Source organism: Alkalibacillus salilacus (assembly GCF_030812915.1).
Classification (GTDB): Bacteria; Bacillota; Bacilli; order Bacillales; family Alkalibacillaceae; genus Alkalibacillus; species Alkalibacillus salilacus.
The window spans coordinates 217710-242454 of the sequence record NZ_JAUSTQ010000003.1 but is presented as its reverse complement, the minus strand read 5'-3'; the positions used below and the strand labels follow the sequence as shown (position 1 = coordinate 242454).

The 24745-nt window shown below is 38.5% G+C and carries 25 protein-coding genes; 23 read left to right on the top strand and 2 right to left on the bottom strand.

Features of this window, described 5'->3' with window-relative positions:
* Positions 1–31 precede the first annotated feature (31 nt).
* The 14 genes from J2S77_RS05485 (at position 32) to spoVM (ending at position 13494) form a co-directional block, all read left to right on the top strand.
* Positions 32–898 (top strand): YicC/YloC family endoribonuclease, encoded by an 867-nt coding sequence (locus J2S77_RS05485; protein ID WP_306975389.1) that lies wholly within the window; start codon positions 32–34, stop codon positions 896–898.
* A 72-nt stretch (positions 899–970) separates the two neighbouring features.
* On the top strand, positions 971–1231 hold the full coding sequence (gene remA, locus J2S77_RS05480; RefSeq protein ID WP_167259949.1) for an extracellular matrix/biofilm regulator RemA: 261 nt from the start codon (positions 971–973) through the stop codon (positions 1229–1231).
* Positions 1232–1242: 11 nt separating this feature from the next.
* On the top strand, positions 1243–1863 hold the full coding sequence (gmk, locus tag J2S77_RS05475; RefSeq protein WP_306975387.1) for a guanylate kinase: 621 nt from the start codon (positions 1243–1245) through the stop codon (positions 1861–1863).
* Positions 1860–2060: a DNA-directed RNA polymerase subunit omega gene (rpoZ, locus tag J2S77_RS05470; protein WP_167259953.1), complete on the top strand. Its 201-nt coding sequence runs from the start codon at positions 1860–1862 to the stop codon at positions 2058–2060. Before gmk ends, rpoZ begins: the two co-directional genes overlap by 4 nt.
* Positions 2061–2443: 383 nt before the next feature.
* Entirely contained in the window at positions 2444–3640 is a 1197-nt protein-coding gene (gene coaBC / locus J2S77_RS05465) for a bifunctional phosphopantothenoylcysteine decarboxylase/phosphopantothenate--cysteine ligase CoaBC (protein ID WP_306975384.1), read from the top strand.
* A 9-nt stretch (positions 3641–3649) separates the two neighbouring features.
* The gene (priA, locus tag J2S77_RS05460; RefSeq protein WP_306975382.1) at positions 3650–6058 is read left to right on the top strand and encodes a primosomal protein N'; all 2409 of its coding nucleotides are present in this window, start codon (positions 3650–3652) and stop codon (positions 6056–6058) included.
* A 27-nt stretch (positions 6059–6085) separates the two neighbouring features.
* The gene (gene fmt, locus J2S77_RS05455) at positions 6086–7027 is read left to right on the top strand and encodes a methionyl-tRNA formyltransferase (protein ID WP_306975380.1); all 942 of its coding nucleotides are present in this window, start codon (positions 6086–6088) and stop codon (positions 7025–7027) included.
* Between the two features lie 4 nt (positions 7028–7031).
* Positions 7032–8387 carry a 16S rRNA (cytosine(967)-C(5))-methyltransferase RsmB gene (rsmB, locus tag J2S77_RS05450; protein WP_306975378.1) on the top strand — a complete coding sequence of 452 codons (1356 nt, stop codon included), beginning with the start codon at positions 7032–7034 and terminating at the stop codon, positions 8385–8387.
* A 19-nt stretch (positions 8388–8406) separates the two neighbouring features.
* Positions 8407–9168, top strand: a complete 762-nt coding sequence (locus J2S77_RS05445) for a Stp1/IreP family PP2C-type Ser/Thr phosphatase (RefSeq protein ID WP_306975377.1) — start codon at positions 8407–8409, stop codon at positions 9166–9168.
* Positions 9159–11189 (top strand): Stk1 family PASTA domain-containing Ser/Thr kinase, encoded by a 2031-nt coding sequence (gene pknB / locus J2S77_RS05440; protein ID WP_306975376.1) that lies wholly within the window; start codon positions 9159–9161, stop codon positions 11187–11189. Before J2S77_RS05445 ends, pknB begins: the two co-directional genes overlap by 10 nt.
* Positions 11190–12071, top strand: a complete 882-nt coding sequence (gene rsgA / locus J2S77_RS05435) for a ribosome small subunit-dependent GTPase A (protein ID WP_306975375.1) — start codon at positions 11190–11192, stop codon at positions 12069–12071. It abuts the gene before it with no gap.
* A 2-nt stretch (positions 12072–12073) separates the two neighbouring features.
* Positions 12074–12724 (top strand): ribulose-phosphate 3-epimerase, encoded by a 651-nt coding sequence (gene rpe, locus J2S77_RS05430; protein WP_306975373.1) that lies wholly within the window; start codon positions 12074–12076, stop codon positions 12722–12724.
* Positions 12725–12742: 18 nt separating this feature from the next.
* Positions 12743–13387: a thiamine diphosphokinase gene (locus tag J2S77_RS05425; RefSeq protein ID WP_306975371.1), complete on the top strand. Its 645-nt coding sequence runs from the start codon at positions 12743–12745 to the stop codon at positions 13385–13387.
* Positions 13388–13413: 26 nt separating this feature from the next.
* A complete protein-coding gene (gene spoVM / locus J2S77_RS14435) occupies positions 13414–13494 on the top strand; it encodes a stage V sporulation protein SpoVM (protein ID WP_167260491.1) in 81 nt (26 codons plus the stop codon).
* Positions 13495–13549: 55 nt separating this feature from the next.
* On the opposite strand, the gene rpmB is transcribed toward spoVM, so the two are convergent.
* A complete protein-coding gene (rpmB, locus tag J2S77_RS05420; RefSeq protein WP_167259973.1) occupies positions 13550–13738 on the bottom strand; it encodes a 50S ribosomal protein L28 in 189 nt (62 codons plus the stop codon).
* A 191-nt stretch (positions 13739–13929) separates the two neighbouring features.
* Between rpmB and J2S77_RS05415 the strand changes: the two genes are divergently transcribed.
* Both J2S77_RS05415 and J2S77_RS05410 read left to right on the top strand, forming a co-directional pair.
* Entirely contained in the window at positions 13930–14289 is a 360-nt protein-coding gene (locus J2S77_RS05415; protein WP_306975369.1) for an Asp23/Gls24 family envelope stress response protein, read from the top strand.
* A gap of 30 nt (positions 14290–14319) precedes the next feature.
* Positions 14320–15984, top strand: coding sequence for a DAK2 domain-containing protein (locus tag J2S77_RS05410; protein WP_306975367.1), 1665 nt, complete (start codon positions 14320–14322; stop codon positions 15982–15984).
* Positions 15985–16337: 353 nt separating this feature from the next.
* Here the strand turns inward: J2S77_RS05410 and J2S77_RS05405 are convergent, their stop codons facing one another.
* The gene (locus tag J2S77_RS05405; protein ID WP_306975365.1) at positions 16338–17600 is read right to left on the bottom strand and encodes an NCS2 family permease; all 1263 of its coding nucleotides are present in this window, start codon (positions 17598–17600) and stop codon (positions 16338–16340) included.
* A 183-nt stretch (positions 17601–17783) separates the two neighbouring features.
* Here J2S77_RS05405 and sdaAB point away from each other — a divergent pair, with 183 nt between their 5' ends.
* The 7 genes from sdaAB (at position 17784) to fabG (ending at position 24734) form a co-directional block, all read left to right on the top strand.
* Positions 17784–18446 (top strand): L-serine ammonia-lyase, iron-sulfur-dependent subunit beta, encoded by a 663-nt coding sequence (gene sdaAB, locus J2S77_RS05400; protein ID WP_306975363.1) that lies wholly within the window; start codon positions 17784–17786, stop codon positions 18444–18446.
* A 20-nt stretch (positions 18447–18466) separates the two neighbouring features.
* Positions 18467–19351 (top strand): L-serine ammonia-lyase, iron-sulfur-dependent, subunit alpha, encoded by an 885-nt coding sequence (sdaAA, locus tag J2S77_RS05395; protein ID WP_306975511.1) that lies wholly within the window; start codon positions 18467–18469, stop codon positions 19349–19351.
* 6 nt (positions 19352–19357) lie between these two features.
* The gene (gene recG / locus J2S77_RS05390; RefSeq protein WP_306975361.1) at positions 19358–21394 is read left to right on the top strand and encodes an ATP-dependent DNA helicase RecG; all 2037 of its coding nucleotides are present in this window, start codon (positions 19358–19360) and stop codon (positions 21392–21394) included.
* A gap of 70 nt (positions 21395–21464) precedes the next feature.
* Positions 21465–22025 (top strand): transcription factor FapR, encoded by a 561-nt coding sequence (gene fapR / locus J2S77_RS05385; protein ID WP_306975360.1) that lies wholly within the window; start codon positions 21465–21467, stop codon positions 22023–22025.
* A gap of 18 nt (positions 22026–22043) precedes the next feature.
* On the top strand, positions 22044–23057 hold the full coding sequence (plsX, locus tag J2S77_RS05380) for a phosphate acyltransferase PlsX (protein ID WP_306975358.1): 1014 nt from the start codon (positions 22044–22046) through the stop codon (positions 23055–23057).
* On the top strand, positions 23050–23994 hold the full coding sequence (gene fabD / locus J2S77_RS05375) for an ACP S-malonyltransferase (RefSeq protein ID WP_306975356.1): 945 nt from the start codon (positions 23050–23052) through the stop codon (positions 23992–23994). The genes plsX and fabD overlap by 8 nt, the downstream gene beginning before the upstream one ends.
* Positions 23994–24734: a 3-oxoacyl-[acyl-carrier-protein] reductase gene (gene fabG / locus J2S77_RS05370; protein WP_306975354.1), complete on the top strand. Its 741-nt coding sequence runs from the start codon at positions 23994–23996 to the stop codon at positions 24732–24734. The genes fabD and fabG overlap by 1 nt, the downstream gene beginning before the upstream one ends.
* Positions 24735–24745 lie beyond the last annotated feature (11 nt).

The window sequence follows — 24745 nt, the reverse complement described above, 5'->3', positions numbered from 1 at the left end:
ATAAAAGTTGGTGATTAAAGTGATAAAAAGTATGACGGGATATGGTCAAGCTGTTGATACATATCATGATCGACAAGTTTCTGTAGAAATTAAAACAGTGAACCATCGCTTTTTAGATTTTTCTTTTAAATTGCCAAGAGAATTAACGGCTTTAGAGGATCAGATGAAAACACAATGTCGAAGTTGGTTTAATCGTGGCCGAATAGACATATGGATTCAAATGAATGGAGAACCATTGAGTGAGCCTACAATAAATGTTAATTGGCCTTTATTGAACCAATATTTAGCTAAAGTACATGAAATTAAAGACGAAACAGGGATACCGGGCGATATAACGATTAATCACTTACTGCAACTTGAAGGTCTACTTGAAAAAGATGAATCCAACCAAGTAGACGAAGCGTTAGAACAAGTGATAAGGTCTACTTTGGAAAAAGCGCTCGCCAATGCTTATCAAATGAGAATCGATGAAGGTGAGACATTAAGGCAAGATGTGTTACAGTATAATGAAGAGATTAAAAAGCTAGCAAATGAATTAAACGATAACCGTGAGACGCTTAAACAACATTACTATGATCGTGTGTTAGTCCGACTGCAGGATACATTGAAGGAAGTAGACATTGATCATCAGCGCTTAGTTCAAGAAGTGGCAATGTTGGCCGATAAGGGAGATATAACGGAAGAAGTGACACGTCTTTTGTCGCACACTGAACAAATAGATGAATTGCTGTCTTCTAATCAAGCCGTTGGACGACAGTTGGACTTTTTGTCTCAAGAATTGCATCGTGAAGCGAATACAATTGGATCGAAAGCGAATGATATTGCCTTAAGTAAGCAAGCGATCGCATTAAAGAGTGTTATTGAGAAAATCAAAGAACAAGTCCAAAATATAGAATAATATTTGAGTTTTTGCTTTTATTTAGTCTATAATAGAAGTAATCTATAAAGAAATAAGTTAGGGGAGACAAGAATGAATTTGAAATTAATTAATATCGGGTTTGGTAATGTTGTGTCTGCCAATCGCATTATCTCGATTGTATCACCCGAATCAGCCCCGATTAAACGAATTATTACTGTTGCGCGTGATAGTAATAAGTTAGTAGATGCTACATATGGAAGACGTACACGTGCTGTAATCGTAACTGATAGTGACCACGTTATTTTATCTGCTGTACAACCGGAAACAGTTGGACAACGTGTCGTTAATGAAGATATGAACATCGACAACTAGGAGGAAGTTTTGTGAAAGATGAAAAAGGAATTCTGTTTATCCTTTCTGGACCCTCAGGTGTCGGGAAAGGAACCGTTCGAAAAGCTCTTTTCGATCAAGATCCAGCATTAGCTTACTCAATTTCTGTTACGACACGTCATCCTCGCGAAGGCGAAGAAGACGGCGTCGATTACTTCTTTAAAACTAAAGAAGAAGTGAAAAAGATGATTGAACATAATGAATTAATTGAGTATGCTGAGTATGTAGGGAATTATTATGGAACACCTAAGACATATGTTGAAGAGACATTAGCACAAGGACGTGATGTGTTTTTAGAGATAGAAGTCCAAGGTGCTTTGCAAGTTAAAGAAAACTTCCCAGAAGGTGTGTTTATCTTTTTATTCCCACCAAGTTTAGAAGAATTGAAAAATCGCATCATAAATCGAGGCACTGAAGATCAATCGATTGTTCGTAATCGATTATATGAAGCGAAAAAAGAAATTGAAATGATGGATGCATACGATTATGTTGTCGTAAATGATGATATCAATTCAGCAGTCAGACGTATTGAATCCATTGTTGAAAGTGAACACTGTAAGCGAGAGCGTATCGCTTCACAATATAAAAAAGCTTTAGGGAGTGTTGATCTATGATTTTAGAGCCGTCAGTAGACAATTTGCTAGAAAAGATTGACTCAAAATATGCAATCGTGATTGCAGCTTCAAGTCGTGCACGTGAATTGCATGATGAACAGAATTATATGCTTGATGACCATAAGTCACCGAAGTATGTTGGTCAGGCATTAGAAGAAATCATCGAAGATAAGCTAACGATCGAAGACTATAAATAATAGGTATCTTAGCGTATGCAGGTTGGTGATGAGATGGCATTAAGCTATGCACCACCTAGCGCAAAACATGATGGCCCAATCAAGGAACAACCTGCTTATAATCAGGTTGTTCTTTTTTAGTAGTGAGCTTTGTTAAAGTCCATTGTTGATATTGTGATCCGCTTTCGGTGGACGCTTTCCGCGGGCACGGCTCGAGCCTCCTCGGAAGAAAAGCGCTTCCTGCGGGGTCTCGAGACTCGTGCTTTTCCCGCAGGAGTCGCCACCTTCGCTCCTCACAATTCAACAACTCAGTGCTACATCAATTGAAAATCAACACTAAGATTTAACAGATTTTAGTAGAAAGTAATGAATTAAACGTCATGTTAAAGATGGAGGCGAAACCCATGGAACAACAAAAACATGTATTACTAGGAGTATCAGGGGGCATTGCTGCATATAAAGCATGTGCACTAACAAGCAAGTTAGTTCAACGGGGTTATGATGTCAAGGTAATCATGACAGAAGGAGCTACGGAATTTGTTAACCCATTAACATTCCAAGCTCTATCTCGAAATCCCGTTTACACAGATGCCTTTGATGAAAAAAATCCAGAAAAAATCGCTCATATCGATTTAGCTGACTGGGCAGATCTAACTATTTTAGCTCCAGCAACAGCACACCTATTAGGGCGAGTTGCCAACGGTCTAGCAGATGATATGTTAACAACAACATTACTTGCAACGACAAGTCCTGTTTATGTGGCCCCGGCAATGAATGTTCATATGTATGACCATCCAGCCGTCAAACATAATTTAACGACACTTGAGGCATACGGCTACCGCTTTATTGAACCAGGTGATGGTTATTTAGCTTGCGGTTACGTAGGTAAAGGTCGATTAGAAGAGCCGGAGCGAATAATTGATGTGGTAGAACAAACTGAAAAACAAAACTCTTATCAACCTTTAGCTGGAAAACAAGTACTAGTCACAGCAGGGCCGACAATTGAAGCAGTTGACGTTGTTCGTTATTTTACCAATCATTCTTCAGGTAAGATGGGTTTTGCCATTGCTAAAGTAGCATGTGACTTAGGTGCAAATGTCACATTAGTCAGTGGTCCAGTCGAACTGGAAACGCCTCCTAATATTGAGCGAGTGGATGTGACAACTGCAGAAGACATGTATGATGCGGTCATGTCTCGTTTTAATGATCAAGATATTGTGGTAAGTGCCGCAGCTGTTGCTGATTATAAGCCAACCAATCAGTATGACCGTAAGATGAAAAAACAGTCAGGTGACTTAACACTTGAATTAACAAGAACACGAGATATTTTACAAGCTCTAGGTAAAGCGAAATCAACTCAATACCTCGTTGGGTTTGCAGCAGAAACAGATGATGCGATCAAGAACGGTCGTGATAAGATGGCCCGTAAAAATTTAGATGCGATTGTCGTTAATGATATTAGCCAAGATGAACAAGGGTTTAAGACGGACACGAACGCTGTTGAAGTCCTAACAAATAAAGGTGAGCATCAATCAATTCCGCTTCAATCTAAAGAAAAAGTTGCACAACAATTGTGGTCGACCTTAACGAAAGAAATGTAGGTGAAAAGGGTGAACATCGCAAAAGTAGTTGTTGACGTCCCAGTCTCTGCAACTGACGCTCTGTTTGATTATCAAATTCCAGATGACTTACAAACAATCGTAGAACCTGGAATTCGTGTCATTGTGCCATTTGGGCCAAGGCAAATTATGGGGTTTGTTGTAGATTTAACAAGTGAGAGTGAGTTTGAAAACTTGAAAGTTATCCAACAAGTGATGGATTACAAACCGATTCTGACATCTGAGTTAATCCAATTATCGAGATGGTTACAACATGAAACGCTTTGTTTTCGAATTTCTGCTTTACAAGCTATGTTGCCGGCCGTTTTTAAAGCAAAATATAGTAAGGAAGTTTGGTTACAGACTGAAGAAACATTATTGCCAGAAAATTGGCGAGCTATTTCCCAAGGGCGTGAAGTATTTCCATTTCAAGACTTAATTGATGCTAAAATTCCCGATTCTCAGATTCGACGCCAAATCGAAGAAGGCCTTATTGAAATTAATTATGTCGTTAAAGGGAAAAATCGAGTAAAAAAGGATACATATGTTGAACTAGCTTTAAGTGAACCTGACACTCTAGAAAAATTAACTGAATTCACCAATCAGGCTAAGAAACAACACGATATACTAGAATGGTTACTGGATCAAGAGCAACCTGTACGATTAAAACAATTACAAGAAACATTAAGTGTTACAAGAAGTCCAGTAAAATCACTAGAACAAAAAGGGTTATTAAATCTTGTTCAAAAGGAGATTTATCGAAATCCTCATTCACGGTCATTTGAGGCGACAGAATCTTTGCCTTTAACCGATCAACAACAAAATGTCATAGATCCTGTGCTAAATAATATTCACGAAACCAAACATGATGTTTTTCTATTACACGGTATTACGGGTAGTGGGAAGACAGAGGTGTACTTACAATCAATAGAAGCAGTATTAAATAAAGGGGAAGAAGCGATTGTGCTTGTACCGGAAATTTCTTTAACGCCTCAAATGGTTGAACGGTTCAAGTCTAGATTCGGTGATGACGTTGCAGTGCTCCATAGTGGCTTATCAACTGGTGAGAAATATGATGAATGGCGAAAAATTCATCGGAGAGAAGTTAAAGTAGTAGTAGGAGCACGATCTGCTATTTTTGCGCCTTTTGATAACCTAGGAATCATTATTATTGATGAGGAGCATGAAAACACTTATAAGCAAGAGGACTATCCAAAGTATCATGCACGTGAAGTAGCTAAATACCGTGGTGAATTTCATCAATGCCCAGTCGTTTTGGGAAGTGCAACGCCAACATTAGAAAGTTATGCGAGGGCTCAAAAAGGTGTGTACCGTCTGCTTGAGTTGACAGAACGCGTGAATCAGCAGGCTATGCCAGAAATGGATATAGTAGATATGCGCGAAGAACTAGCAAAAGGGAACCGCACGATGTTTTCTGATACGTTAGTTGATAAAATCAATGCGAGAATTGAACGCCGTGAACAAGTCGTTTTATTACTCAACCGACGAGGGTATGCCACGTTTGTGATGTGCCGAGAATGTGGTGAGACGATCCAATGTGAGCATTGTGATATTTCCATGACTTATCACAGAACTCAAAATAAGTTGAAATGTCATTATTGTAGCGATGAACGGCCGATGCCAAATATTTGTCCGAGTTGTGAAAGTGATGCCATTCGTTTTTTTGGTACGGGAACCCAAAAAGTCGAAGAGGCCTTGCAAGAACAGTTTCAAAACGCCAGTATCATTCGTATGGATGTTGATACAACAAGTCGCAAAGGTGCACATGAGCGCTTGTTAAATCAATTTGCTAACAGGGAAGCAGATATATTGCTTGGGACGCAGATGATTGCAAAAGGCTTGGATTTTGAAAATGTAACACTTGTTGGTGTGATTGCAGCTGATGCATTACTTCATTTGCCAGATTTCCGTGCTGCCGAAAAGTCATTTCAATTATTAACTCAAGTAAGTGGTCGTGCAGGGAGACATGAATTAACAGGTGAAGTTGTGGTACAAACTTATACACCAGAGCATTATACAGTTGAAATGGCGGCGGATTATGATTATCAATCATTTTATTTACGCGAGATGCAAGTGCGTAAACGGTTTGGATATCCACCATATTATTATCTAGTTTTAATTAATTTATCTCATACTAACCATGTGAAAGCAGTCGATGCTTCAAAACGAGTGGCTCAAATCCTTGGTCGTGATTTAGGTGATACGACAGAAATGTTAGGACCAACACAATCACCGATGTTAAGGATTAAAGATCGCTATCGATACCAATGCATGATAAAATATAGAGAAAGAGAAGATGTAGAGGCAGCGTTATCAAATGTTCTCAACCATTTTCAAAAAGAAATGAACCAAGATGATTTACAATTAACGGTTGATTTTGAACCTTATAATTTTATGTAATCAATAGCATATATAAAGGAGTTTGCTATGACGAAACGAATTGTATTTATGGGGACACCTGATTTCAGTGTTCCAGTATTAGAACAACTAATCGAATCTAGTTATGATGTGGTAGCTGTAGTCACACAACCTGACCGTCCTAAAGGAAGAAAGAAAAAGTTAACGCCATCACCAGTTAAAGCGTTTGCTCAATCACATGAAATTCCAGTACTACAACCTGAAAAAATTAAACATGATTATCAAACGATTCTTGACTATCATCCTGATTTAATCGTTACAGCTGCTTATGGGCAAATCCTACCCGAACCATTATTAGAAAGCCCTCCATATGGCTGTATAAATGTCCATGCGTCACTATTACCAAAATTACGAGGTGGTGCCCCTATTCATTATGCCATTTTAAATGGCGAAAAAGAGACAGGCATTACCATTATGTATATGGTGAAAGCATTGGATGCAGGTGCAATGTTATCGCAAGAAAAAGTTTCTATTCACGATCATGATACTGTCGGTGATTTACATGATCGATTGGCTGAAGTAGGTAGCCAATTATTGATGCGAACGATTCCACAATTATTTGAAGGATCTCTTGAACCGACCGAACAAAATCACGAAGACGCAACTTATGCACCGAACATCACACGTGAAGTTGAACGTATCGATTTCGCAGATACACAACAGAATATATACAATCAAGTACGAGGTTTGAATCCTTGGCCTGTTGCTTTTACGACATACCATGACCAAACAATTAAAATATGGTCTGCTGAAAAAATAAACGATAAATCGAATCAAAAACCAGGCACCATAGTTGCTGTAGACGTTGATAAAGGTGTCGATATTGCAACGGGTGATGGTGGCATACTTAGATTAACTGAAATTCAACCAGCAGGTAAGAAACGCATGAAAACTGTCGACTTTCTAAGAGGTTCAGCAGACTTCTTTACTGTTGGCGATCAATTAGGGTGATAGGATGGCAGAGACGAAAACAGTACGCGAAATCGCATTAAATTTACTAGAAAGAGTGAATCAAGACGGAAGTTTTAGCCATATTTTAATTAATCAAACAATCTCAAAGCATGATTTAAAACGAGAAGACCGTGGATTATTAACTGAAATTGTTTATGGCACCTTACAACGTCAAATGACACTAGATTATTACTTAAAACACTTCGTTGGTAAGAAAAAACTTGATTCTTGGGTCAGAATCTTACTCAGATTATCTCTTTATCAAACGATTTATTTATCTCGAATTCCTGATCATGCAGTCATCAATGAAGCTGTAACCATTGCCAAAAAAAGAGGCCATAAAGGGATTAGCGGATTCGTTAATGGTGTTTTGCGTCAAGTTCAACGAGAAGGAATCCCGTCACTCGATACAATTGACGACCCTATCAAAAAACTTGCGGTCAGTACCAGCCACCCAACATGGATGGTGAAGCGCTGGGTTGAACAATATGGTTTTGAGACAACGAGAAAAATGTGTGAATCCAATATTGAATCAAAACGTGTATCAGTGCGAGTTCAACCATTAAGAATCGAGCGAGATGAAGCCATATCACATTTAGAACAAGAAGGAATCAAAACCATGCCATCTCGTTTATCGTCACAAGGATTAATCGTAATAGAAGGAAATGTGTTAGAAAGCAGTCTCTTTCCTGATCAGTTAACTATTCAGGATGAAACCTCAATGCTTGTTTCAGAAATGGTTGATCCGTCCTCTGAAATGACTGTGCTTGATGCTTGTAGTGCACCTGGCGGAAAAGTAACGCATATGGCTGAAAAAATGGCTGGAGAAGGAACGCTATATGCTTATGACTTACATGAATCTAAAATTAAACTCATAAAAGACAAGGCTGAAACATTAGGGTTAAATAACATCATTACAAATCCTTCTGATAGCCGACATTTGCATAAACAGCACGAAAATGGATCGTTTGATCGCATTTTACTTGATGCACCATGTACAGGCTTAGGTGTTTTAAGAAGTAAGCCAGATATTAAGTATCAAAAGTCTGAACAAAATATTTCAGAACTAGCTGATGTACAACGACAACTTCTTGATGCACTTATTCCGTTACTAAAAGAAGATGGTAAATTCGTTTATAGTACTTGTACGGTAGACCAAGAAGAAAATGAGCATCAGATCAAGGCATTATTAGAACGAGTGCCTCAGTTAGAAGTGGACCCGAGTTTCTTCGATGAACTTCCTGAGTCTTGTCAGTCATTATCAGGCTTGAGTGAGTTTGGATTACAATTGTTTCCGCATGACTTTGCGGCAGACGGATTTTTTATAACGCGTTTACAATTAAAAAGTAATTTGAAGTGAAATGAGGTGCAATACACCTATGCATGCAGTGTTTAAATCAGATCAAGGCAAAGTGAGACAAGCTAATGAAGATAGTGGTGGTTTATTTTATAACCATGGAAATCAACTGTTAGCTGTTGTTGCTGATGGAATGGGAGGACATCAAGCAGGTGATGTTGCCAGTAGTATGGCTACTAAATATATGCAATCTTACTGGGAAGATACAGAACCATTCTATGATGTTCAAGAGTTAGAGGTATGGCTTGATGCAGTCGTACAGGAGGTTAATGATGTGTTAGTCGATCATGCTGCTAGCGATTTAAAATGCTCTGGAATGGGGACTACTCTTGTCGCTGTCGCCTTCATTGGTCAAACAGTTGTGGCCGCTAATGTTGGTGATAGCCGTTTATATCAAATCACGCCTAACACGATTGAGCAAAAGACTCAAGACCATTCCTTTGTTAATGAGTTAGTGCATCAAGGTCATATTACTGAAGAAGAGGCCGAAAGTCATCCTAAAAAGAATATCTTAACACGTGCCTTAGGAACAGCAGAAGAAATTGTCGTGGACATTATAAGCTATTCTGTACAGAGCCCTGCTTATTCTTTACTTTGTACAGATGGCTTAACAAATAAGCTCTCAAATGATGAATTGTTACACATCGTTCAGACTAACGAAACGATTGATACTAGTGTTGAACAATTAATTGTACGAGCAAATGAACTCGGTGGCGAAGATAATATTACAGCAATATTAGTGGAGCTATCGTTTAATGAGTCGGGTGATTCTTCGTGGTCTTAGGTAATGTATTAAATGATCGTTATCAAATTATTCAATACATAGGCGGCGGGGGTATGGCTAATGTTTACTTAGGCCAAGATTTAATTTTAAACCGTGAAGTCGCCATAAAGATCTTAAGACTTGAATATGCCGACAATCAAGAATTTATCGAACGCTTTAATCGTGAAGCTGAAGCGGCTATTAGTTTATCTAATGAACACATTGTTAGCATATATGATGTAGGGCAAGAAGATGATATTCATTATATGGTGATGGAATATATTGATGGCATGACATTAAAACAATATATTCAATCACAAGGCCATGTCTCAATGGAAGAATCTGTGCATATCATGCTTCAACTTACAAATGCGGTGGAACATGCCCACCAAAATGGCATTGTCCATCGAGATATCAAGCCACAGAATATACTGATTGATCAGTCTGGACATATAAAAATTACTGATTTCGGAATTGCCCGCGCTTTAAGCACAACGTCATTAACTAAAACCAATGATGTTATGGGCTCTGTTCATTACTTATCACCTGAACAAGCAAGAGGTGGTTTAGCTACAAATAAGTCTGATATATATTCATTGGGTATTGTTTTATATGAATTGTTAACAGGAAGGCTTCCGTTTTCAGGAGAATCTGCCGTATCAATTGCTTTAAAACATATGCAAACTGAACCACCTTTTGTTCGAAGTTTTAATCCAAACATTCCTCAAAGTTTAGAAAATGTAGTATTAAAAGCAACGGTCAAAAATCCATTAGAGCGATATGAAACGGTTGAAGAGTTAAGACAAAGTTTAGAAACTGTTTTTGATCCGTCAAGGCTTAATGAAGCAAGGTATGTTCCGCCTGTAGAAGAAGGTGAAGATACTAAGGCTATTCCGGCTATTAATGAGGAACAGAATTCCCATTCAGTAGCAAATAGTAATCAATCAGAAACTATTGTACCTGGCAATCAAAATAGCTCTGATAAACGTTCGAAAAAATGGGGTATATGGATAACAGTAGGACTATTCATTGTGATTGCAGCCATTGTCATCGCGTTATTTGTTTTACCGGGTATTTTTATGCCCAAAGATGTTACAATTCCGGACGTTCGAGAAGAGACCTATGAAGATGCAGTCACAGAACTATCAAACTTAGATCTGGATGTCGAACGAGAATCAGTCTTTTCAGAAGAAATAGATGAAGGTTTAGTTGTTCGGTCTGAGCCTAATGCGAACTCAACGGTTAAGGAAGGTTCGACTGTAACGCTTTACACAAGTTTAGGTCAAGAAAAGCTAGAATTCCCTGATTATGTGGGGGATGAATTTGATGATGTAAAACGTTATTTAGAAGCGAATGGTTATCAAGAAGTTATTTACTATGAACAAGCTTCGGAACAACCAGAAGGCGAAATCATCAATCAAATTCAACCCGAACCAGGGCAAGAAATCATTCCAGAAGAGACGCGTGTCATTTTTGATGTTAGTCAAGGACCGCCATCGACAGAAATTCCATCGTTTACGAATTGGACGTTAGAAGAAGTTCAAGATTATGCAGGCGAACATAATTTAACATTATTGACTGAAGAAGAACACTCAGAAGAGTTTTCTGAAGGACGGGTTATTCGTCAAGAGCCAAGTCCTGAAAGCGAGCTAGAAGAAGGCGATGAGGTGAAGGTTTTCGTCTCGGAAGGTCCAGAACCAAAACCTATTACTGAAACCGTATCATTCACAGTTGAATATGATGGTTCGCAATCTGAGAATAATCAAGGTAATAACGGTGGAGATTCATCTAATAATGATGAACAAGCTAATCAGCCAAATCAAGAAAATGAAGAGCCCCAAGGTCAAGAAGTCAGTATTTATATCGAAGACCAAGATAATAGTATTGAAGATGTTTATGAAGAAGATGTCATCCATGAAGATACAACGTATGAAGTGGATTTAACGATTGCGCCAGATTCAACAGGTGAAGTGTTGGTTATTAAAGAGGGAGAGCAAGTTTATCAAGAAACGATCCCATATGATTCAGGAGAGAGTGAGTAAATGGTTCAAGGTAAAATAATGAGAGCATTAAGCGGTTTTTATGATGTGATGGTGGACGATCATGTGTATCGTTGTAAAGGTCGCGGTTTATTTCGCAAACAAAAAATAACACCTTTAGTTGGTGATGATGTTGATATCACATTGGAAGAGGACGGAACAGGCACCATTATCGATATAGAGAAACGCCAACATGAGTTAGTTCGTCCGCCTATCGCAAATGTCGACCAAGCTATTGTTGTAACGTCAACGGTAGATCCCGATTTTAACCCCTTGTTACTGGATCGATTTTTAGTGTTAATTGAACATAAACAGCTTGATGCCGTGGTCGTTTTCACAAAAGATGATTTGTTAACAGACGAGGATCGTCAAACAATCGAATACTACCGTCAAGCTTATGAACAAATTGGTTATCCGATTGTACAAACATCTAATAAACCGACTAAATTAACAAACCAACTTAAGCCTTATCTAAGCAATAAAACGTCTGTTATTGCTGGTCAATCTGGTGTAGGAAAATCAACTTTATTAAATCAAATGGATGAGTCCTTAAACATCGAAACAAACGATATCTCTCAAAGTCTTGGTCGAGGGAAACATACGACACGTCATGTCGAGCTTTATTCATTAGGTGATGGACTAGTGGCTGATACACCAGGTTTTAGTGCGTTAGATTTTGATGAGTTATCACTTGGTGATTTACGTCACAGTTTCCCTGAATTTCTAGATTATGAAGATGCATGTAAGTTTCGAGGGTGCTATCACATTAATGAGCCTAAATGTGCAGTGAAACAAGCTGTATCTGAAGGTCATATTGAAGAATTTCGTTATCAACACTATCAACAGTTTTTTGAAGAAATAAATCAAAGAAAGCCGAGGTATTAAATATGACGAAGGTTGCTCCATCTATATTATCTGCAAATTTTGCAACATTAAAAGATGAAATTAAATCAGTAGAAGTACAAGCGGATTATATTCATGTTGATGTCATGGACGGTCATTTTGTGCCTAATATAACAATTGGGCCCATGATTGTAGAGGCGATTCGTCCGGTAACAGAATTACCATTGGACGTCCATCTTATGATTGAAAATCCTGATCAGTATATTGACGCTTTTGCAGAAGCAGGAGCTGACATCATTTCTGTACACGAAGAAGCATGTCCCCATTTACATCGAGTTATTCAACAAATTAGACAGCATGATGTAAAACCTGGAGTCGTCATTAACCCAGCGACACCTGTATCAGCGATTGAACCGATCTTGCAAGAAGTTGATTTAGTGTTAGTGATGACCGTTAATCCTGGGTTTGGCGGTCAATCATTTATTGATTCGACTGTTGGTAAAATTGAAGATCTAGCTAAACTTAAAGCAGATTACGGTTTTGATTATGAAATTGAAGTTGATGGTGGTGTTAAACCAGAAACAGCTAAAACATGTGTTGAAGCTGGAGCTGACGTATTAGTCGCTGGTAGCGCTGTGTTCAAACAGGATGATCGTCAGGCAGCAATAGAGGCTATTCGATCAAGTTATGAATAAGTTTAGGAGGATCATGCCATGGAAAAAGTGGCAATAGTAGCAGGTGGACCACCAGATGAAATACCATCATTTCAACAATACCCATCGATTACGACTTGGATTGGAGTCGATTCAGGAGCTAAAATTCTAAGTCATTCATTAAACGAATTTGATTATGCAGTGGGTGATTTCGATTCTGTAACTTCCGAAGAATTTGCTGTTATTCAAGATTTGTGTCATGATGTTCGAATTCATCCTTCTGAAAAAGATGATACAGATTTAGAAATAGCGATTAATTTAGCGATTTCCTTAAATCCTGACCAAGTCTTAATTTTCGGTGCAATGGGTGGAAGACGAGACCATGAATGGGTTAATTTAATGTTACTTCAATCTTTTATACCGCATCAAATCGATGCTTGGTTGTGTGATAAGCAAAATGAAATAACACTTAAAAAACCGGGGACATATTCTATTAATAGAGATCATACATTTCCATATATCTCTTTTCTTGCTATGACAGAAACCGTTGAAAATTTAACATTACACGGTTTTAAGTATCCTTTAGACTGTCAATCCATCAAAAGTGGCTCCTCTTTGACTGTATCTAATGAATGGAATGAAAAAATCGGTACTTATTTTTTTACTCGTGGCATATTAATAGTGATAAAGAGCCGTGATGAATAAGAAGCGTTTGGTATAGGAGGGGGAAGATGACGTTTCATACGATTAAATTACCCAGATTTTTAGGTGGTCTTGTTAAATCGATGTTAGGATTAGTGAAGAAGGATTAACCAAAAAAACTCGCTTACAATGTATGATTGTAAGCGAGTTTTTTATCGGATAATATTATACACGCTGAACTTTACCAGATTTCAAAGCACGTGCTGAAACATAAACCTTTTGTGGTTTACCGTCTACCATGATCCGTACTTTTTGAACGTTTGATTTCCATTTACGTTTATTGGCATTCATTGCGTGTGAACGGTGATTACCAGTTGACGTTTTACGTCCGGTAATTTTGCATTTACGAGCCATCTAAAATCCCTCCTACTTCTCTATCTTTCACTTTATATACTTTATCATATGGTCTGGCTGATTTCAACGATGGAATTTTAGCTTATCAAGTTTATATACTTGACAGACGGAAAGGGGTAACAGAGCTTTTAAAATTAAACCTTATATAGTAAAATGACGTTAGTTATCGTCATCAACCAAGGAGGATGGTTATGTCAATCGAATTTAATAATGAATATGGACAAGTATCGATCACGAATGAAGTTGTCTCGACAATTGCTGGTGGCGCCGCAATGGAATGCTATGGTATAGTTGGTATGGCTTCTAAAAAGCAATTAAAAGACGGCTTGTCAGAAATTTTAGGTAAAGAGAATTTCACTAAAGGTGTTGTCGTACGTCAAGATGATGACAAACTAAATATTGATATGTATATTATTGTAAGCTACGGTACGAAAGTTTCAGAAGTTGCTCATAATGTCCAAAACCAAGTTAAATACGCTTTAAAACGAATGGTTGGACTAGATGTCGTATCAGTCAATATTTATATTCATGGCGTTCGCGTAACGACTTAGAGGATTGTTGTGGATGAAGGAGGAAATGTTGTGTCAAATCATACATTAACAGGTGAGAAGTTCGCTCAAATGGTATTATTAGGAGCGAACCACTTATCAAATCAATCACAAATGATTGACTCATTGAACGTATTTCCGGTTCCTGATGGAGATACCGGAACAAATATGAATTTAACGATGACTTCAGGTGCATCAGAGGTAGAAAAAGTCACCTCTAATCATATTGGAGAAGTGGCTAATTCTTTGGCAAAAGGGCTTCTAATGGGAGCTCGTGGTAACTCAGGTGTCATTTTATCTCAGTTATTCCGTGGTTTTTCTAAAAGTGTTAAAGAGAAAGAAACATTAACAGTTGAAGACTTAGCTGATGCTTTAGAAGCAGGTGTTGAGACGGCATATAAAGCTGTTATGAAACCAGTTGAAGGAACGCTTTTAACTGTGGCAAAAGATGCAGCTAATCATGCTAAGAACATCGCCAATGACGATCAAGATCTAGTTAAGTTTTTTACAGCTGTATTAGAGGAAGCTAAAGCTTCACTTGAACGCACACCTGATCTATTACCAGTGTTAAAAGAAGTTGGCGTTGTTGATAGTGGTGGACAAGGCTTAGTAACAGTTTATGAAGGATTTCTAGCTTCGCTTAAAGGTGAGGAAATCCCAGAAACCCAATCTCAGCCTTCTCTTGATGATATGGTTAGTGCTGAACACCATAAAATGCATCAAGATTTCATGGAAACTGAAGACATTGAATTCGGTTACTGTACAGAATTTATGGTGAAGTTTGAAGAGGACAAATTGCAAAATAATCCATTTGATGAAGATGCCTATCGTCATGAACTAAGTGAATATGGCGATTCATTACTTGTTGTTGCTGATGATGAAGTCGTCAAAGTACATATTCACGCAGAGCATCCAGGAGAGGTTATGAACCTTGCTCAAAAATACGGAAGTTTAATTAATATTAAAATCGAAAACATGCGTGAACAACATACATCAATTGTTGGTGAACAACCTAAAGAGCAAAAGAAATCACCAAAACAACCATTAGCTGTTGTTACCGTTGGCATGGGTCAAGGAATTAAAGAAATGTTTGAAAGTTTAGGGGCGACGATTGTAATCGAGGGTGGTCAAACGATGAACCCTAGTACACAAGACATCGCTACAGCTGTTGAACAAGCTAATGCCGAGAAAGTACTTGTTTTACCAAATAACAAAAACATTGTCATGGCAGCTGAACAAGTTAATGAATTAGTTGAATCTGAAGTTCACGTTGTGCCGACTAAAACAGTCCCTCAAGGTATGAGTGCCATGCTAGCGTTAAACTTAGAAGCTACTATTGATGATAATGTGACATCGATGAGTGAAGCTATGCAACATGTTAAAACAGGCCAACTAACATATGCTGTACGAGATACACAGATTGATGGTCGTGAGATTCAAGAAGGTAACTTCATGGGTATTATCGATGGGTCAATAAGTGCTGTGAATCGTGACAAACTCGAAGCGATTTTTGAACTATTAAATAATCTTATAAATGATGAAGAAGACGAGATTGTAACGATTTTACAAGGTGAAGAAGGAACAGATGAAGAAGTTCAACGTATGGAAGAATATATTGAAGAGCATTTTGAGGAAATAGAAGTTGAAATTCACAAAGGTCAACAACCTATTTATTCATATATTTTATCTGTCGAATAATATAGAAAATGATACTGACTTATAAATTACGCTCTGTTAGATTTTAGTGTTGATTTGAATAGTTAAGCACTGAGTTGTTGAATTGTGAGGAGCGGAGGTGGCGACTCCTGGTCGACTAAGTTCGGTCACGTCCTGTGACCAACGTCGACATTAGACCGTCCGGGCCGTCACGGGAATAGCACGAGTCTCGAGACCCCGCAGGCCACGCATTTGGGCCGAGGAGGCTCGAGCCGTGCCCGCGGAAAGCGTCCACCGAGAGCGGATCACAATTTCAACAACGGACTTTAACGGAGTCAATAATTAAAAAAGCTGTTTTAAGTTGCAAATAAAATCAACTTAAAACAGCTTTTTTCTTACATAATTCCTTTTAAAATAAATTCAATTAAGAATAATATTGAAATTAAAATCATGAGTGGTTTTAGTTCATGTTTACGTCCTGATACCATTTTGACAATGGGATAGGCGATAAAACCAAATGCCATCCCATCAGCAATACTATACGTGAACGGAATCATAAACATAATTAAAAATGTTGGAAATGCCTCAGTCATATCATCAATATTAATGTGTTTGATTGATTGCATCATCAAGACACCAACAATGATTAAAATGGGACTAATCGCATTCGCTGGTACGAGCGAGATATAAGGAATTAGAAAGAACGTTGATAAGAACAATAATCCAATCACAATACTCGCTAAACCTGTTCGTCCTTTGGCTGCAGTCACAGCAGCTGTTTCAGCAGCTGGGATTGTAGGTGAAGTTCCTAGGAATCCACTCAACATAGCTGTGATGGCACTACTTTTGTTAGCACGGTGAAACGATTCATGGCGATTGATCATATCCAATTGACCATGTAATAATCCCATACTTTCAAAAATGAGCACTATGGCTAAAGGTAAGACAGCAATCCAGAATGTGAAATCAACCATATGTCCAAAAGTAGGCAATACAAGGAAGTTGGCAACATTCTCTGCTGTGATGGATGTCTGTTCAGTATCGAGTGTGCCGAAAACATAGGCAATACCAGTTCCAATGACCATGGTTAGTAAAAAGTTAGCTGGTACATTCTTAACAAACAATATGACACCAACAAGAAGAGACAATAAACTAACGATTACAGACGGTGAAGAAAAGTCACCTAGTGAAATAATCGAATGTTCACCACTTACAATTAAACCACCGTTTTCTAAACCAATCAGGACTAGAAATAAGCCGAGCCCAATTGTTATACCATGCTTTAATGCATCTGGTATAGCTTGTTTAAATGCTTCACCTAAAGGTGTGATGGCTGTAATCAGAAAAATTAAACCAGCAACAACAACGACACCCAATCCTTGTGCGTAACTAAATTGATACTGTTCAACGATTGAGTAAGCGAACAGTGCATTTACGCCCATTCCTGGTATGATAATAATTGGAACTCGAGCCCAAATACCGACAAGTAAACAGCCGATAGCACTGGCTAAAATCGTCGCAATCATAGCATCTTCACGGTTAATGCCAGCATCACTTAGAATGGAGCTGTTAACCACAACAATGTAAACCGTCGTTAAATAACCAATAAGGCCAGCGATGATTTCATTTAACCAATTTTTATTTGGCCAATTATTCATGTTGACTCCTTCTTTTTTTGTGAGCCCTCACCCTCCCAGGTTGTAAAACCCAAACAATATTATAAGCACTGTATATTAAAATATCAACTGAATCAGCGTATCCAAGGAGAATAACGGTTGGAATTTTGGACAAATAACGATAGAATAGAAGTATAATGGAAAGGGAAAAGGAGAGTGCCAAGCATGAAATTCAGATCGGTTTTCGATGTTATTGGGCCTGTCATGATTGGTCCATCGAGTTCGCATACAGCAGGTGCAGCTCGGATCGGTAAAATGGCACGAGAATTATTTGGTCGTAAACCAGAATGGGCTAAAATTCATTTATACGGTTCGTTTGCCAAAACTTATCAGGGTCACGGAACAGACGTGGCGTTAATCGGTGGAATATTAGGCTTTGATACGTATGACGAACGGATACGTGATGCTAGAACATTAGCACAAGATGAAAACGTTGACATAGAAATTATTGAAGAAGATGGTTCATCAGAACACCCGAATACAGCTCGAATTGAATTGGGTGATGAAGAAAGCACCTTCGAATTAGTTGGCATTTCAATTGGTGGGGGCAAAGCAGAGATTACGGAATTAAACGGTTTTGAATTACGTTTATCTGGCAGCTCACCAGCGATTTTGGTGATGCATAATGACCGATTTGGTGCTATCGCATCAGTCACAAATGTTTTAGCTGATTATAAGATTAATATTGGCCATATGGAAGTATCAAGACGAGAAGAAGGAAAAGAAGCCATGATGGTTATTGAGACTGATGAGAAGATTCCTAATGATGTGATGGATCAATTAAATGATTGCGATCACATTTTACAAGTAGTAACAATTTCTGAATAGGGAAGGAGTGAGACAGCATGATGTTTCAAAATGTCAGTGAGCTCGTCCAAAAAGCTGAAGAGGATGGGATTTCATTATCTGAAGTTATGATTCGACAGGAAGTTGAAGAAACAGGGAAGCCTCGTGAAGAGATTTTTGCTGAAATGGGACGCAATTTAGATATTATGGAAAAATCCGTAGAAGATGGATTAGAAGGTGTTCAGTCTAAATCAGGCTTAACGGGTGGTGACGCCGTATTAATCCAAAAGTATATGGCTGAACAAGAAACATTGTCAGGAAATATGCTATTAGATGTTGTCAGTAAAGCGGTGGCAACGAATGAAGTGAATGCGGCTATGGGAACGATTTGTGCAACCCCTACAGCAGGAAGTGCAGGTTGCGTTCCAGGCGTATTATTTGGATTAAAACCTCGGTTAAATCCTACTCGTGAACAAATGGTACGATTTTTATTTACATCAGGTGCCTTTGGTCAGGTTGTTGCCAATAACGCCTCAATCTCTGGTGCAGCAGGTGGTTGTCAGGCGGAAGTCGGTTCAGCAGCAGGTATGGCAAGTGCGGCAGCAGTCGAAATGGCTGGTGGAACACCCCAACAATCTGCTGAAGCTATGGCGATTACACTAAAAAATATGCTCGGGTTAGTTTGTGACCCTGTGGCAGGTTTGGTTGAAGTTCCATGTGTTAAACGAAATGCGATGGGATCATCCCAAGCGATTGTGTCAGCTGATTTAGCATTGGCTGGTGTAACTAGTCGGATTCCAACAGATGAAGTGATTGGAGCTATGTTCCGTATTGGCGAGAGCATGTCACCAGCTTTAAAAGAAACAGCAGAAGGTGGTTTAGCTGCAACGCCTACAGGACGAGAGCTGGCGAAAAAAGTGTTTGGTCCTGCTATGGGAAGCGAGTGATTAACATTGTTAGAAGAGTCAGTTGAAATCATCCCCAATGTGGGAGATAAAACAAAGGAACAGTTAGAAATGCTTGATATTAAGAAAGTGGGAGATTTACTCTTCCACTTTCCTTTTCGTTATGACTTCTTAGAACTGAAGAATTTAGAAGATATTGAGCATGAAGAAGTAGCGACGATTGAAGGAGAGGTTGTTTCACAACCAAATGTGTCGTTTTTTGGTAAGAAGAAATCACGACTAACTTGTACAATTCAAGTTGGTGTCGTTGCAGTGAAGGCCGTGTTTTTTAATCAAAATTTCTTAAAGGATAAGTTAATCCCAGGCGAAACCGTGACACTCACAGGTAAATGGGATATGCACCGTCTACAGTTAACCGTACATAAGTATCATCCTAAGTCGTTCGATGAAGCAGAATCGATTGAACCCGTTTATCATACAAAAGGAAATTTGAAAGTTTATCAACTTAAAAAATTGATTAAGTATGCTTTAAAATCTTCTTTACAAGAAGTTGAGGAAATATTGCCTGAACCATATCTACAAGATTATAAATTACCAGTACGCCAAGAAGCTATTCGTCATTTGCATCAACCTGATTCACAAACCTCTTTAAAACATGCAAGGCGCCGGTTTATTTACGAAGAATTATTTCTATTTCAATTAAAAATGCAATATATTAGAAAAGAGAATAAAGCACAATCAATTGGAACTCAAAAGAGTTATAGTGAAGAACAAGTTCAAACGTTTATCGACGCTTTACCTTTCCAATTAACTCAGAGTCAATTGAGAGTCTTAGATGAAATTCTGAATGATTTAAAGTATGAGACGCGCATGAACCGTCTTTTACAAGGTGATGTTGGTTCTGGAAAAACAGTGATTGCAGCCATTGCACTATATGCAACAACGCAATCAGGTCAACAGGGAGCTTTAATGGTTCCAACCGAAATACTAGCTGAACAACATGAGGACTCTCTTAATGACTTATTTGGCGATCAGCTTAAGATTCGTTTATTAACAGGATCGATAAAAGGTAAAAAACGAGAGGCAATCCTAGAAGAATTGGCTAATGGTGAAGTCGATCTATTAGTGGGGACGCATGCCCTAATTCAAGATGATACGATCTTTAAAGAATTAGGATTAGTCATTATTGATGAACAACATCGTTTTGGAGTTGAACAACGTAAAACACTGCGTGATAAAGGGTTAACCCCTGATGTGTTATTTATGACAGCAACGCCGATTCCAAGAACGCTATCGATTACTTCATTTGGAGACATGGATGTATCTGTCATTGATGAGTTACCAGAAGGGCGGTTACCTGTAGAAACATATTGGGTTAAACATCATATGACAGAACGAATTCACCAGTTTTTGATTGACCAGATTGGTAAAGGACAACAAGCTTATGTGATTTGTCCCTTAATAGAAGAATCTGATCAATTAGATATTCAAAATGCAGTTGAAATTTATGAAACATTAAATCAAGTAATGCCAGACTCTATTCATGTAGGTCTTATGCATGGTCGTCTGAGTGCTCAAGAGAAAGAGGATATCATGCGACAATTTGCAGCTAATGAAATTCAATTGCTTGTCTCAACCACTGTAATTGAAGTCGGCGTGAATGTCCCTAACGCAACGACGATGGTTATTTATGACGCTGAACGATTTGGGCTTGCACAATTACATCAATTAAGAGGGCGAGTAGGCCGTGGTAGTGATCAAAGTTATTGCATTTTGATGGCAGATCCTAAAACTGAAAACGGACAAGAACGTATGCGTGTCATGAGCGAAACGACTGATGGGTTTGAGCTATCAGAGCATGATTTACAAATTCGTGGGCCTGGTGACTTTTTTGGCAAAAGGCAGAGTGGCCTTCCAGAATTTAAAGTTGCGAATATTGTAGATGATTACCGTGCTTTAGAAGTCGCAAGGCAAGACGCAGTACGTGTCATGCAAGAGGATAGATTAGAGAATGATCCTGATTATGTTAAATTAAAACAATTGATTGAATCCGATCCATTAATCAAAGAACGAATTTTTGATTAATGTTTGCATCTAACGGTGACGTATTATATATTACTATTAGGACCTAGTCATAAAATGGACGGTGTATGACATGAAACAAAAGAAAAAAGAACGACAAGAACAGTTAACTCAACTGATTGATGAAACACCATTTATCACAGATGAAGCATTAGCTAACAAATTCGGTGTCAGTATTCAAACTATCCGTCTAGATCGGTTAGAATTATCAATTCCAGAATTACGTGAACGAATTAAGTATGTTGCCGAAAAACAATGGGATGAAACAGTTAAAGCACTACCATTGGATGAAGTGATTGGTGAAGTCGTTCATTTAGAATTAGATGAATCCGCCATATCACTTATTGATATAAGTTCTGAACATGTATTTTCCCGGAATCAAATCGCCAGAGGTCATCATTTATTTGCTCAAGCTAATTCTCTAGCTGTTGCTGTTATAGATGATGAATTAGCTTTAACGGCGCAATCCGATATACGATTCACTCGTCCTGTAAAATTGCACGAGCGAGTGATTGCGAAGGCGAAAGTACAAGGTGATGATGATAAAGGCCATACGATTGTGGACGTTACGAGTTACGTTGATGAAGAAGTTGTCTTTCATGGTCGTTTTCATATGTATCGATCAACTGATTAATAAAAGGAGTTAACCGATATGAAAATTGCAATAGATGCCATGGGCGGTGACAACGCTCCAAATGCTGTTGTTGAGGGTGTAAAGGAAGCTATTAGTCATTACGATGGAGTAGAATTTATTTTGTTTGGTGATGAAGAACAAATCAAGCCTCTCTTAAATGAGTCATCTGAACGAATCTCGATTCACCATACAACAGAAAAAGTCGAAAATGATGATGAACCTGCCCGAGTCGTCAAGAAAAAAAAGAACGCCTCAATGGTTTTAATGGCTGAAGCAGTAAAAAATGGTGATGCTGATGCTTGTATTTCAGCAGGTAATACGGGTGCTTTAATGAGCGCGGGATTATTTAAAGTCGGTCGGATTAAAGGAATTGAGCGACCAGCTTTAAGTCCAACGTTACCAACCATTGATGGAAGTGGATTTCTTCTACTAGATGTGGGAGCTAATGTAGAAGCGAAAGCTCAACATTTAATGCAATACGGCATCATGGGTTCAGTCTACGTTGAAAATGTTAGACAAATAAAAGCACCACGTGTAGGCTTATTAAATGTCGGAACAGAAGATGGTAAAGGCACTGAATTAACGAAACAAGCTTTTGAAATGTTGGAAGAAGCCCCAATTAACTTTGTAGGCAACGTTGAAGCCCGAGATTTATTAGAAGGTGTCGCCGATGTAGTCGTGACTGACGGTTTTTCAGGTAATGTTGCCTTGAAGTCAATAGAGGGTACGGCTATGTCGATGTTTTCAATGATTAAATCTGTTTTTTCGAAAAACCTTAAATCCAAATTAGCAGCTGGTATGGTTAAATCAGATTTAAGAGGTATTAAAGATCAATTAGATTATTCAGAGTATGGTGGTGCGGCACTTTTCGGCCTAGCAGCACCAGTCATTAAAGCTCATGGGTCATCAAATGGAAGAGCAATTTTTAGTGCGATTAAACAAACATATAGTATTGTTGAACAAGATGTTAGTTATTTAATTCAACAAGATGTCGAAGCAATGAATGAAGGGAAGGAGTCACAAAATGACTAAACTAGCCTTTTTATTTCCTGGACAAGGATCTCAGGAAGTTGGGATGGGCCAAGCATTTTATGATCAATTTGATGATGTACAAGCATTATTTCAGCGCGCGGATGATGTTTTAGGTTATCAGTTATCTGATTTAATGTTAAACGGGCCAGAAGAAACATTAACAAAAACAGAGAATGCACAACCAGCTTTATTATTAAATAGTGTTGCGATCTTAGAGCATATTCGTCAAGCAGGTATTGAACCAGACATGGTAGCAGGACATAGTTTAGGAGAATATACAGCTTTATATGCTGCTGGGTCAATTTCTTTTGAAGATGCTATTAAAGTTGTTAACGAACGTGGTAAATTGATGGAGGAAGCAGTGCCGAGTGGTCAAGGTACAATGGCAGCCGTCCTAGGTTTAGATGATGAGACCACTCATGAGATCACGAAAGCTATAACTGATTCTGGTGAAACAGTTAATGTAGCCAATTATAATTGCCCTGGCCAAACGGTTATTTCTGGTACAGTGTCAGGTGTCAATCAAGCGATTGAGAAGTTAAAAGAAGCTGGTGCAAAACGCGCGCTACCATTAAATGTGAGTGGACCGTTTCATTCAGATTTAATGCGACCAGCGAGCGATCAATTTAAGGCGATTTTAGAAGAAATTCCAATTCAGTCAGCAGCTATTCCTGTTTATGCCAATGTGACAGCAGAACCGACACAAGATGAGCAAGCTATACGTTCTCTTTTAATCGAACAACTATATTCCCCTGTGAAATTCAAGCAAACACTTGAAAACATGGTCGAACAAGACGTTGATGCTTTTGTGGAAATAGGACAAGGTAAAGTGTTAGCCGGTCTGGTTAAAAAAGTGCATCGACGGGCTACAATATATAATATTCAAGACGTTGAGCAATTGAACGCGTTTATTGCTGACTTAAAGGAGGAATCATAATGCTAGAGGGTCAAACAGCTCTTGTAACAGGTGCCTCACGTGGTATTGGCCGAGCGATTGCTTTAGAATTAGCCAAAAATGGTGCGAATGTTGTCGTTAACTATGCTGGTAATCAAGCGAGAGCAGATGAAGTCGTTGAGGAGATTAAAGAGTTTGGACAAGAAGCTATAGCATATCAAGCAAATGTTTCAAATTCTGAAGAGGTTACCGCCATGATCAAACAAACGGTGGACCAATTTGGTTCTGTCGATATTTTAGTGAATAATGCAGGAATTACAAGAGATAATCTGTTAATGCGTATGAAAGAAGAAGAATTTGACGAAGTTATTGACACGAATCTTAAAGGTGTGTTCAATTGTATTAAAGGCTTGACACGACAAATGATGAAGCAACGTGGCGGTAAGATTGTTAATGTTGCTTCAATTGTTGGTGTCATGGGTAACCCTGGACAAGTTAATTATGTAGCAGCTAAATCTGGTGTGATTGGTATGACAAAATCAGTAGCAAAAGAATTAGCGGCACGAGATGTTAATGTTAATGCTGTTGCTCCTGGCTTTATTGCAACAGATATGACTGAGGATTTAACAGATGAGCAGAAGCAACAAATGTATGATATGATTCCGCTTAATCGTCTAGGTGATCCAGAAGATGTCGCGCGCGTAGTTCGCTTTTTAGCTACTGATGATGCGAAGTACATGACTGGCCAGACCTTACATGTTGATGGTGGTATGGTCATGTAATAGTAAAGTTA